Below are 12,099 nucleotides of genomic sequence, written 5' to 3' on the forward strand. Positions count from 1 at the left end.
TTAGAAGTTCAAGTTTACACCGATTACAAACTGGCGGCTTTTGGGGTATGCCGAGTAATCCACTCCCGGTGTCAGAGCAGTTTTGGTTCTGGTAGATACTTCCGGATCGAAGCCTGAGTAGCCGGTAATGCAGAGCAGGTTATAGCCTGTAGCATAGAAACGCAGATTGTTGATGCCGACTTTGCGGGTCAGTGATTTCGGTAAAGTATAACCTACGGTCAGTGTGTTGAGACGTAAGAACGATCCGTCTTCTATGGCCCAGCTTGTCAGTACGTTTTGATTCATCCATGGTGACCACATAGTGGTGTTCGCATTCATTTCGGCCAGTTCTACCGGGTCGTTACTGATGGTACCATCGGCACGGAGGTTAGTCCAGCGTTTGCCGTCGGCCATGATGTCAATCATGTTACGGTAGCTGGTGTTGTTTCCGGCAGTGGTATATTCTATCTTGTTGGCATTGTATACGTCGTTGCCAATGCTGTAGGTAAAGCTGGCTGCAATATCGAAATTATAAACTCTGGCGTTCAGTCCGAAACCTCCACTAGCTACAGGATTCGTATCGCCAATAATGGTACGGTCGGCTGCGGTCACCTTTCCGTCCTCACTTCCATCTACGTTTTTCAGTTTCAGTGCACCCGGGCGGAGCATCTTTTCACCGATGACTTCGCTGTCGTTGACTACGCCTTCCTTAAGAATCCACTTATTGTTTGCAGCATCGTAGCCTTCGAAATCATCTACTTCGTAGCGTCCGTCACATACGTATCCGTAGATCTGTCCGATGGGAGACCCCGGACGTACTACATAGTCCGAACCGATTTCGGTAGAGGCCCAATTGGAGGCTGCCGCATATTCGTTCAACGAGCCCAAAGAAACGACTTTATTCTTGTTGAAGCCGATATTGCCGTTGAAACTTAAGCCGAAGTTCTTCTTGTTGATAATGTCCCAGTTCAGGCTGATTTCCCAACCTTTGTTTTCTGTCTCACCCAGGTTACGCCATTGATAACTGTATCCTGTACCGGAAACCGGGAATTCGATGAGCAGGTCTTTGGTACTGTTCCAGTAGTATTCAACCGTACCGTTCAGACGTCCTCCAAAGATAGAGAAATCGAGTCCGATGTTACGCGTATGCGTCGTTTCCCATTTCAGGTCGGGGTTCGACATGTACGAACCGGTTGTCCAGAAACTGGAAACGTTGTTGATCCATCCCAAAGCGCTTCCGCTTCCTGCCGACCAGATTGTACGCATCTGATCGCTGTCAATGTCGTTGTTACCGGCAGTACCGTAGCTGACACGAAGTTTCAGGTCGTCCAACCAGCTACGTGTGCTTTCCATAAAGTTTTCCGAAGAGATACGCCATGCAACGGCTGCAGAGGGGAAGAAGCCCCAGCGATTGTCTTTTGCAAACTTGGAAGAACCATCGGCACGGAACGTGGCTGATACGAGGTATTTGCTTTGATAGTCATAATTGACACGTCCGAAGTAAGAGAGGAGCACATCATCGGCATTGATGAATTTGTTGGTGCTGTAAGCTGTTCCCTGGCTGCTCAATGTGAAAGCCTGGCTGGATGTGAATTGCGTAGGATAGTAGCGTACTTCGTCTGTATCGGTATTGCTTTTCACCTTGATAAGCTCTTGTCCTACCAACAGGTTCAGATGATGGTCTTCGCTTTTGATCAACTTCTTAAAGTCGTAGCTCAGTGTATTTGCGTTGCGGAATGTTTCACGACCATTTTCAGTAAAGACAACAATGGGCTGATTGTTTCCGTTTACGCGGGCGTTATAGGTCGAAATACCATAAAAACGTTTATCGTCGTTTGTATAGTATTGCAGACCGAATTCAGTCTTGAACTTCAGGTTGTCAATGATTTCCCAAGTGAAACTTCCGTTGTAGTCGAATGTCCGGCGGTCTTGCAGACGGTCATTGTCATACACCGAAGTCAGAGGCTGGGTCAGGTTCATGTCCGGGTCGTATCCTTCGCTTAAGCTTGCATAATTGAACGGTGAGAAAACCATCACATTCTTCATACGCGAGTCGGCAGTCGAAACTTCTGTCTTCGATTCGTTGGCACCGGCTCCACTGATGTGGGTATCGGAGTAGCGGGCTGAAAAGTCGAGGCTAACCCTTTTCACCGGTTTGTAGTTCAGTTTCAGGCTCAGGTTGTCTCGTTTGTAACTCGAACCCAACATGATGGCTTTATCGTCCATATGTGCATAGTTGAACGTAAATTTCATCTTGTCGCTACCTCCACTGATGCTGAGGTTGTGGTTGAAAGTATGTCCCGTACGGCCGAATACTTGGTCTTGCCAGTTGTTTTCGGGCACGTTCTGGTACAAGTCGATGTCCTGATAGTTACCAAAGATATCGGTATAGGTTGAAGGATTGATCTGGTCAGGCTTTCCGCTTTTCAGCATGGCAAATTCGTATTGCCATTTAGCATAGTCGGCACTGCTTAGGGTGTTGAGCTGCTTGGCCATTTTCTTCCAGCTATAGTAAGCATTGTAGTTGACGCTGACTTTACCTTCCTTACCCGACTTGGTCGTTACCAGAATTACACCGTTGGCACCACGCGAACCGTAGATGGCGGTCGAAGAAGCGTCCTTCAGGACGGTGATATCTTCGATGTCGGAGGCGGGGATGTCGGAGATGGACTCCACGGGAAAGCCGTCAACGATGAACAGAGGTGTGTTGTCACCGGTGATGGAGCCGCCACCACGTACACGGATCTTCATTTCGGCATCGGGTGAACCTTCTGTTGTGGTGATCTGCACACCGGCCATTTTACCGGTCAGGGCTTCAGTGGCCGAGGCAACGGGTACTGCTGCCAGTACATCGGAGCTGACGGTAGCCACCGAACCGGTCAGGTCTTTCTTCTTTACCGAACCGTAACCGATGACCACTACTTCTTCCAGTGCCTGGGCGTCGTCGGACATTACTACCTGAATCTTTGTTTGTCCTTTCAGGGGGATTTCCTGCGTTGTCATTCCTACATACGAGAATACCAACGTTGCGTTGGAGGGGACAGAAAGGGTGAACTTGCCGTCGATGTCGGTGATGGTACCGTTGCCGGTGTTCCCTTTCTCAACTACGGAAGCTCCGATCACGGTTTCTCCCGTCTTGTCTTTCACTGTACCAGTTACGGTCACATTCTGCGCGGATACGCTGAGCGATATCAGGGTTACTAATAAGGATAGTAACACGGCGCGCATGTTTCTCATCTTGTTAGACTTGTTTTGCATGGTTATTAATTAAATTATGTTTTATTCCTTAAGTGTGTTTGAACACACTGTTAATTCCTTATTGCAAATGTATATGGATGTAAAAAGCAGAATGTGCAAAATTTGTTTTTAGGTTGGTACTTTTTGTTATTCTTCCATTTTTTGTGTTCCCAGAAAAGATGTGGCAGGAGCTGTACGGCACGGAGCTGACAATCTGCCTGCCCGTCTGTTACCAGCCGTCCTGTTATTGGCCTGAAATGCCTGTTTCGGCAATGTGGCTGACCAAGTCATTCAGGTAGACTTCCAGGTTGGTGTACTGGGAACTCAGGTTGTAGGCACTGCCGTCGGCTGCATCGGGGTTCAAGCCGTGTGCTTTCTCCCATTCGTCGGGCATGCCGTCGCCGTCGCTGTCTTTGGGGGCATCGGCCGATTGGTATTCGGGCCATCCGCCTACGTCGGCAGGCTGGTCGATCATGCCGTTGGTGCTACCATTCGAACCTTCGTAGGTATAGGTGCCCTGGCGTACTTCTTCGACGATGCGGGCATCGCAGGCATCGCGCTTCAGCGAGGCACCGGCCAGGCGAAGAACTGATTCGTAGGCTTCGGCAGTCGGTTGCAGCGAGGTGTGCTCGGCTATGTTGAAGGAGCTTTTAGCCAGTACGTCGTCCTTGGAGGCAAAATCGTTTTTCAGGATGAGGCCTGCGGTGTTGTCGGCGTTGACTTTGGCCATGGCGGTGCGCTGCTTGTCGCTTAGCTTGGAGCAGGTGGCATCCATGTAGTTTCCGTCGAAGTAGAAGTGGCCGTACACACCTTTGGCATTGGTGTTGGTGCCGTCGTCGGCATAGGCAGTGAACAGACGGTTGTACGAGCTCTTGGTGGCCGTATAGGGTCCGGGCTTGTAGTAGTTGTTCAGGAAGTTGTACGAGCCGCCCTCTCCGGCATAGGCACCTTCGCTGCCGTAGTTGTAGATGACGTTGTTGAAGAGTTCTACTTTCTCCTCCTCGGGCTTGCCGGTGTAGCGGCTGCCGCAGAGGCGGGGCGTGCGGTTGGTGTGGTGGGCCAGCAGATTGTGATGGAACGAGGCGGGTTGTCCTCCCCAGATGCCGCCGTAGCCGTGTGCGCCTTTCTCGTGTATGGAGTTGGCCAGACTTTCGCTGATGATGCACCATTGCAGGGTCAGGTTACTGTTGTCGTAGAACGTGCCACACTCGTCGGTACTCCAGCTCAGCGAACAGTGGTCGATGATGATGTTGCGGTGCGACTGATAGGCATTCATGGCATCGTCGCCTTTTTGCACGATGTCGGCTCCCATACGCGAGCGGATAAAGCGGACGATGACGTTGTCGGCCTGTATATTGAACGTATAGTTCTTCAGGCAGATGCCGTCGCCCGGTGCGGTCTGTCCGGCGATGGTCAGATCGCCGTTGCGCACCTTGAGCGGCTGTTGCAGTTCGATGATGCCGCTGACGGCAAAGACGATGGTGCGGGCTCCCTTCTGGTTGATGGCCCAGCGCAGGGTGCCTTGCGAGCTGTCGTCCTTGAGCGAGGTTACGGTGTAAACGGTTCCGCCTGCCCCTCCGGTGGTGTATTTGCCTGCTCCGTCGGCACCGGGAAAGGCCGGGATGGTGGAGCGGTCGGGCGTGGGATAGGTGGTCAGTGTTTCCTCGTCGGAAGGGGGCTCCGGAGTTGTCTCGGGGCTGTTTCCGTCGGAGCATCCCAGGCTGAGCGAGGGAAGTGAAGCGATGATGGCGGCCAGTGTGAATGCGGCCACTTTGGAGTTTATCTTGCTCATATTGCAGTTTTAATGGATTGTATGGTTTGTACAGCAGGAGGCAGGCTGGTTGTCTGCCTCTGCGGCGGTTACTGTCTATTGTTACGTGTCGTTATCGGCGGGTTTTACATCTTGACGGGTATGGCTTTCGGGCCGGGGTTCTGATAAGTCTGGCCGTCGACGCGGATGTCTTGTGCATTCTTTATCTGCATGGCCTCGCCCGGTGTGTCGATGTGTACGTTCTCCAGGGTGACGTTGCGCGCCTGGCTGATGACGATGCCTTGCTTGGCGTCGCTGATGGTGACGTTGCTGATGGTGACGTTATCGATAGGCATCTCGGGCAGTCCGTTGAAGAACATGGCACGGCCGGCACCCTTACAGGTGACGTTGGAGATGTGGATGTTGCGGAAGGCAGGTGTTTCTTCCGTTACGGGCGGTATCTCGGCCTTCATGCGTCCCTGCAGGTCGTCTTCGCTCTCCTCGCCGGCTGCCTTGCCGCCGTAGAAGAGGTCGAACAGCAGTGGTTCGTAGGGGATGTCAATCATCTGGATGCGGTCGATGTAGATGCCTTCTACCACTCCGCCGCGTCCGCGGGTGCTCTTAAACCGCAGACCTACATCGGTGCCGAGGAAGGTACAGTCGGCCACGTAGATGTTCCTGACGCCACCCGACATTTCGCTACCCACCACGAAGCCCCCATGTCCGTGCAGGACGATGTTGTTGCGTACGATGACGTTCTGGCAGGGTTCGCCACGCTTTCTTCCATCCTCGTCTTTGCCCGACTTGATGCAGATGGCATCGTCGCCTGCGTCGAAGATGCAGTTGGTGATGGCGGCGTTGGTGCACGACTCCAGGTCGAGGGCGTCGCCGTTCTGCGAGTACCAGGGATTGAATACTTTTACGTTGTCGATGGTGATATGTTCGCATGACAGCGGATGCAAGCACCAGCTGGGCGAGTTCTTGAAGGTGACGCCTTCGAGCAGCACCTTTTTACACTTGGCGATGCTGAGCAGTACGGGGCGCAGCCAGGGGCGTATTTCGTTCCATTCTTCGTCGGTCTCGATGCCTTCGGGATTGTTGAACTCCTTGCAGGCCTGCGCGCCTTTCAGCGAGCCGGGGGTGGGGTACCAGATGTCGTTATCGACCACGCCGCCCGACTGGACGAGTGCTTTCCACTGCGAGGCGGTCAGCTTGCCTTTCTTGACGGGGCGCCAGCTGTCGCCCGAGCCGTCGAATACACCGTCGCCGGTGATGGCGATGTTCTCGGCGTTGCGTGCCGAGATGGGCGACTGGCAACGGCGGGTGTTCAGTCCTTCGAACGAGGTTTCGATGATGGGATAGGCCTCGAAGTCGTCGGTGAACAGGACGAGGGCGTTCTTTTCGGTATGCAGATTAACGTTGCTCAGCAGTTCGATGGGGCCTGTGAGCCAGATTCCTTCAGGGATGATGACCGTTCCGCCACCTTTCTGACTGACGGAGCGGATGGCGTCGTTGATGGCACGGGTGTTCAGGGTGATGCCGTCGTTCTTGGCACCGAACTCGGTGATGTCGGCCTGGAAGTCGGGGAAGCTGGGACGTTCCACACGGGGCATCTCGAAGGGAAGGCCTTCGTAGATATCGGCGACGGGACTTGCCGGTATTGCCGACTTGGGGGTGCTGCTACATGCACTGGCTGTCAGCAGCAGGGCCGTAAGGGCTGAAAGCGAAAACAACTTTCTCAGGAAGCCGGAGGGCTTTTGCGAAAGGGAAGATGTCTGGTAATTCATGGTCATATCGATTGTACTAAAAGGTTATACTTTTTCGGGACAGTGCTTCCGACGATGGGGTGGAAGTGCTGCTGTTGACAAAAGTACCGATCTTTCCCTAAACCGATGTGCAGAAATTGTCTGTTTTGGTGTATTTTTTGGCTAATCACCGATGGGGAGGGGCGTAGCGTGGTGTTTGCCGTGTTGCAGCCGGTTGGCGGCCGGAAAGGTGGGTGGAAAAGAAAGCAGCCGCCTTCTTCAGAAAAGTGAGGCGGCTGCCGGTATCATTTGTTTGCTATTTTCAGTATGTCGGATGCCTGGTCGACGATGTAGGCGGGATTGAGCGCTTCCAGTTCGGTGCGCGGGCGGAAGCCCCAGGTGACGCCACAGGCCGTGACGCGGGCGTTGAGGGCGGTCTGCATGTCGACAGCCGAGTCGCCTACGTAGAGCACGTCTTCGGGCTGCACACCGGTGTCGCGCAGGATGTCGGCCACGATGGTCGGGTCGGGTTTGGTGGCAATGCCTTCACGCTGGCCGTAGACGGCGGCAAAGCGTATCTGCGGGAAATAGTGGGCAATGAGCTTCGTGGTGGCGGCGTGATACTTGTTCGAGGCCACCGCCAGCAGGGTGTGTTGCGACTGCAGCTGCTCCAGCAGTTCGGTTATGCCGGGGTAGGGGCGACTGCGGTCGGCATTGTGGCAGTCGTAATAGGGGATGAACTGGGCACGTACCCGCAGGACGTTCTCTTCGGTTTTCTCTCCTTCGGGCAGGGCGCGTTCGAATAGCTTGTTGATGCCGTTGCCCACCATGAACTTGTACGACGCTTCGTCGTGGGTAGGATAGCCCAAAGCGTTAAGGGCGTGGTTGGTACTCTGTGCCAGGTCGGCAATGGTGTTGAGCAGTGTACCGTCGAGGTCGAATATTATCAGTTTCTTCATCTTCACAGGTTTTATTTTCCGGCGGCAAAGGTAACATTTTCCGGTCACATCTGCAATGCGCCTGTCTGCTGCGGGTACGGAAGCCGGTGAGGGTGGTGTATCTGATAAATATTGACAGATGGGGATGCTGACAACCACGGTCGTATACCGAGGGTACCTAAGTATACGACTGAGGAGGTCTAAGTATACGACCAAGGGTACCTCAGTCGTATACTTAGATAGTCAACACATATGCATATGATTATCAGCAGTTTGTGATTTTATCTGCTGAGGGTTATAATGTTTTGCAGAATCCCTGCTTACGGGGTGATGCGGAACCAGTCTACGTCGGCCCATCCTCCGTCGCTGGCCTTGATGGCGGGGCGGGTGCAGAAGGTGCCCACCTTGGTGCCTATCCATTTGCCTTCACGTGCCTGGAAGGTAGTGCCCAGCGGGCTGAATGTCCGGCCGTCGGTGCTGTAGCTGAAGTCGCACGTCACGAGCAGGTCGTGCCCGCCTTCGCTTTGGGCTATCTTCCGGCCGTCGCACCCGAACTTGACGCGCAGGTAGACGGTACCTTCCTTCAGGCCGACCGACGCGTTGACCTGTTCCGGCTGTCCCTTGTCGGCACCGTGGCACACTACTTGCGAGAGGGTCAGTCCGCCGGCCGTGTTTTCAAGCACCAGCGCGGCATAGTCCATACCCATCACTACCAGTCCGGTGCGTTCGCCCTTGTATTGCTTTGTGGGGCTGAAGGTCAGCTTCATCGTAGCGGTGAAGTTGGGGGCAGGCGTCTTCTGAAGCAGCAGGTTGGCTACATCCCACAGGTTTCTGTACTGCGGCACCACGGGGTATGAGTACAGGCGGACAAAGCCGTGGTTGCCTGCATAGTAGGCCCACTTCTCGTTGATGTTGGCATGCCACTGCCATTGGGGTGAAAGGGTATAGCCATCGAACTCATCGCTCTCCTGCGGTGTACAGACGGGATACGTGCGGCCTACGTCGGGTTTGCGGTGCGACAGCACGGGTTCGCCGCATCCGTCGCCGTCGGGATCGGTGCCGATGACGGGCCATCCGTCTTTCCACTTCATGGGTTGCAGGTGCACCAAACGTCCGTAAGCACCCACGTCCTGGAAGTGCAGGAACCAGTCCTCGCCGGTCGGGGTGTCCACCCATGCGCCCTGGTGCGGCCCGTTGACGGAGGTGTTGCCCTGTGCCAGCACGGTCTTGCACTCGTAGGGGCCGTAGACGTTCTTCGAGCGTAGCACTACCTGCCAGCCGGTAGGTACGCCTCCGGCGGGATGGAAGATGTAGTAATAGCCGCCTTTCTTGTAGAACTTGGGTCCCTCGCACGTCGGATGAGCCTCGTGCCCGTCGAAGACGATGCGCGATGGGGTGACGGCCTGTGTGGCCTCTTCATTCAGCTGGCAGATGGCGATGACGCTCTTCAGCTGGGCACGGCTGCCGGCATAGGCGTGCACCAGGTAGACCTGTCCGTCGTCGTCCCACAGGGGGCAAGGGTCAATGATGCCCTGTCCGGCCTTCACCAGTACGGGTTCGGTCCACGGCCCCTGCGGGTCGCGGGCCTTGGTCATAAAGACTCCCTGGTCCGGATCTCCCCAGAAAATGTAGAACTCGCCGTTGTGGTGGCGTATAGCGGGTGCCCATACGCGGTTGCCGTGTTCGGGGCGTTCGGGGGTACTGACAGGAGTGAGGCGGTAAGGAATGGCTGCACCGATGATGCGCCAGTTGACCAGATCGTTGGAATGCAGTATCTGCAAGCCCGGCAGGCAGTTGAAGCTGGAGCTGGTCATGTAGAAGTCATTGCCTACGCGGCAGGCATCAGGGTCGGAATAGTCGGCATAGAGGACGGGGTTCTGATAAGTGCCGTCGCCCCGGTCGGCTACCCATACTTGCGATACGTACTCTTTCTGCTGGGCCGCCATTGGCAGGGCAGTCAGCAAACTCAGGCTGAATAGTGTTTTTACGATGTTCATGGAAAACAGACTGTTTATGTTTGGTGAATGGGCAGCCGGCAGCGTGTGTGCGCCGGTCTGCCTTACGTAAAATTCGGATGTATATCAGGTTCGGATCATGGCAGCAGACGGGTTTCTATGGGATGCTGAAGCCTGTCTTTCCACTCCTGCATGTAGCCGAACCAAGCCTCGGCATCGGGGAAACCGAAAGTCTCCTTGCGCGAGGTGAACATGGTGTAGTGGCAGAAGCCTCGTTCGCCGGGAGCCGCCAGCGTATACAGGAAGTTATCCTTGTCCGCCACTTCCTGGCGGACGTATCGCTGGGGAATGCAGGTGGCAATGCCGATGGTCTCTTTGGCATATTTCACGGTGTCGTTCACGGGCCAGTGGCGTCCCCAGCTTCCCACCAGTCCGTGGTGGTCGCTGTAGGAAACGGTCTCGTTGCCCATGATGTTCTGTACGCCGGTGCAGAACACTTCTTCGGCCAGCGGACGCGAAAAAGAAGTTTCGATGCGCAGGTCGCGGTGTCCGGCATACAGCAGGTAACGGTGGGTCATGTCGAGGCGGCTGCCCTGATACTCCCATCCCTGCACTTCCACCTCGACAACAGCACGCACCGGTCCGCACGCCAGGATGCGCTCCGTGCGGTAGGCCACCGGGGCGATGTGGACAGCTTTCTGCCCGTCCCATCCCTTCAGGGCGCCGATGCCACAACTGTTGCCCACCATCAGCACGTCGTCGCCGAAGCCTCGTGCCAGCTGTTCGTCGGTGGGATAGAATTGGCTCTCGGTCAGCTCCAGCCTTGGGGTGAACTTTCCGTAGGGGTCGATGGTCTGCTTCTCGTTGAAGTAGATGCGGTAGCCCACCAGTTCCGATTCGAACATGGGGCCATGACCGTATACCATATTATAGAAATTAGTCGTGCCTGGCACGGTGACCGACTGTATCGGGGCGTGTTTCCCCTTCTTGGCGTCGCGTATCAGCAACTGGGCCGATACGCGGGGCGTGTAGGTCTTCTGTGCCGGAGCTGCGGACAAGGTGATGTCGATCTGTCGGGTACTTTGGGCAGGCATGTCGATGACGAAAGCCAGCTCGTCGGCTTTCCGGTCGCCATCCAGGTCGTCCAGTTGGGACGGTATTTCGCGTACGCCGTCTGTCACCGTGGCCGACAGTACGTCGAAGCCGGTTTTCAGGTCGCTCAGTTTTACGACGACCGGTGCGTCTGTCTGTTCGTGCGTCCACGTGTTTCTGACTTCCAGTTGGAAACTGCGGCTTTCCTGGGCAGCCGAGTACAGCGATGTGCCACACAGAAGGCACAGTAGAATCAGTTTTCTTCTTTTCATGGTATCGGATGTATACTGTCAGTTACGGTCTTCCTTTGCCGGGGCATCCTACACTTTGGCCTGTTTTTTCAACAGCTTGCCGGTTGCCCGTTGCATGGAATCCTGTTACAAAAGTATCATTATCTGCACAGTTTTAGGTGGATAAATTGAAGTTTTAGGTGGATTTTTTGTCTTTTGGTGCTTTCTTTCAATAATTTTCGTCAGACTTACAGATAAACTTCCTATCTTTGTGCCCTCAATTTAATTAATGTAAGTATGAGTTACAATTTGTTGAAAGGAAAAAGAGGCATTATCTTCGGTGCTCTGAATGAGCAGTCCATTGCCTGGAAAGTAGCAGAAAAAGCAGTAGAAGAAGGTGCTGTTATTACGTTGTCGAACACTCCTGTTGCCGTGCGCATGGGCGAAGTGTCCGCACTGGCCGAAAAGCTGCACTGCGAAGTGATTCCCGCCGATGCCACGAACGTGGAAGATCTGGAAAATGTTTTCAAACGTTCGATGGAAGTATTGGGCGGTCAGATTGATTTTGTGCTGCATTCTATCGGTATGTCTCCCAATGTGCGTAAAAAACGTACGTACGACGACCTGGACTACGACATGTTGAGCAAGACGCTGGATATCTCAGCCGTCTCTTTCCATAAAATGATTCAGGCAGCCAAGAAGATGAATGCCATAGCCGAATACGGTTCGATTCTGGCATTGAGCTACGTGGCTGCACAGCGTACATTCTACGGCTACAACGACATGGCCGACGCCAAGGCTCTGTTGGAGTCTATCGCCCGCAGCTTCGGCTACATCTACGGTCGCGAGCATCATGTACGTATCAATACCATCTCGCAGTCGCCTACCATGACTACAGCCGGTTCGGGTGTGAAGGGTATGGACAAACTGTTCGACTTTGCCAACCGCATGTCTCCGCTGGGCAACGCTTCAGCCGAAGAATGTGCCGACTATTGTATTGTCATGTTCTCCGACCTGACCCGCAAGGTGACCATGCAGAACCTGTATCACGACGGAGGTTTCTCCAGCGTAGGTATGAGTCTGCGCGCCATGGCTACCTATGAGAAGGGCCTGGATGAGTATAAGGACGCAAACGGAAATATCATCTACGGCTAAACGCCGGATGTTTCATAA

At 54.3% G+C, this 12,099-nt stretch carries 7 protein-coding genes; 1 reads left to right on the top strand and 6 read right to left on the bottom strand.

Translation table 11 applies throughout. The annotated features are described in order from the left end of the window. The 6 genes from Q3C19_RS08430 to Q3C19_RS08455 form a co-directional block, all read right to left on the bottom strand. A complete protein-coding gene (locus Q3C19_RS08430) occupies window positions 1-3,216 on the bottom strand; it encodes a TonB-dependent receptor (protein WP_302728573.1) in 3,216 nt (1,071 codons plus the stop codon). Between the two features lie 244 nt (window positions 3,217-3,460). Continuing rightward, window positions 3,461-5,008 (bottom strand): pectate lyase, encoded by a 1,548-nt coding sequence (locus tag Q3C19_RS08435; RefSeq protein ID WP_302728575.1) that lies wholly within the window; start codon window positions 5,006-5,008, stop codon window positions 3,461-3,463. A 104-nt stretch (window positions 5,009-5,112) separates the two neighbouring features. Then, complete coding sequence (locus Q3C19_RS08440; RefSeq protein WP_302728577.1) at window positions 5,113-6,759, bottom strand: glycoside hydrolase family 28 protein; 1,647 nt, start codon at window positions 6,757-6,759, stop codon at window positions 5,113-5,115. Between the two features lie 257 nt (window positions 6,760-7,016). Then, window positions 7,017-7,670, bottom strand: coding sequence for an HAD family hydrolase (locus Q3C19_RS08445; RefSeq protein WP_287642199.1), 654 nt, complete (start codon window positions 7,668-7,670; stop codon window positions 7,017-7,019). A gap of 299 nt (window positions 7,671-7,969) precedes the next feature. Further along, window positions 7,970-9,595 (bottom strand): glycoside hydrolase 43 family protein, encoded by a 1,626-nt coding sequence (locus Q3C19_RS08450; protein WP_302728626.1) that lies wholly within the window; start codon window positions 9,593-9,595, stop codon window positions 7,970-7,972. Window positions 9,596-9,741: 146 nt separating this feature from the next. Beyond that, window positions 9,742-10,968, bottom strand: a complete 1,227-nt coding sequence (locus tag Q3C19_RS08455; RefSeq protein ID WP_302728581.1) for a DUF4861 domain-containing protein — start codon at window positions 10,966-10,968, stop codon at window positions 9,742-9,744. 255 nt (window positions 10,969-11,223) lie between these two features. Here Q3C19_RS08455 and Q3C19_RS08460 point away from each other — a divergent pair, with 255 nt between their 5' ends. Beyond that, complete coding sequence (locus Q3C19_RS08460; RefSeq protein ID WP_071150382.1) at window positions 11,224-12,081, top strand: enoyl-ACP reductase; 858 nt, start codon at window positions 11,224-11,226, stop codon at window positions 12,079-12,081. The last annotated feature ends 18 nt before the right edge of the window (window positions 12,082-12,099 follow it).

Origin of the sequence: Bacteroides sp. ET489, assembly GCF_030518095.1 — a bacterium.
Lineage (GTDB): Bacteria > Bacteroidota > Bacteroidia > Bacteroidales > Bacteroidaceae > Bacteroides > Bacteroides ndongoniae.

Excerpts from the sequence above, each read along its gene's own strand:
- Q3C19_RS08430 (WP_302728573.1), bottom strand. The coding sequence starts at position 3,216 with ATGAGAAACATGCGCGCCGTGTTACTATCCTTATTAGTAACCCTGATA.
- Q3C19_RS08435 (WP_302728575.1), bottom strand. The coding sequence starts at position 5,008 with ATGAGCAAGATAAACTCCAAAGTGGCCGCATTCACACTGGCCGCCATC.
- Q3C19_RS08440 (WP_302728577.1), bottom strand. The coding sequence starts at position 6,759 with ATGACCATGAATTACCAGACATCTTCCCTTTCGCAAAAGCCCTCCGGC.
- Q3C19_RS08445 (WP_287642199.1), bottom strand. The coding sequence starts at position 7,670 with ATGAAGAAACTGATAATATTCGACCTCGACGGTACACTGCTCAACACC.
- Q3C19_RS08450 (WP_302728626.1), bottom strand. The coding sequence starts at position 9,595 with ATGGCGGCCCAGCAGAAAGAGTACGTATCGCAAGTATGGGTAGCCGAC.
- Q3C19_RS08455 (WP_302728581.1), bottom strand. The coding sequence starts at position 10,968 with ATGAAAAGAAGAAAACTGATTCTACTGTGCCTTCTGTGTGGCACATCG.
- Q3C19_RS08460 (WP_071150382.1), top strand. The coding sequence starts at position 11,224 with ATGAGTTACAATTTGTTGAAAGGAAAAAGAGGCATTATCTTCGGTGCT.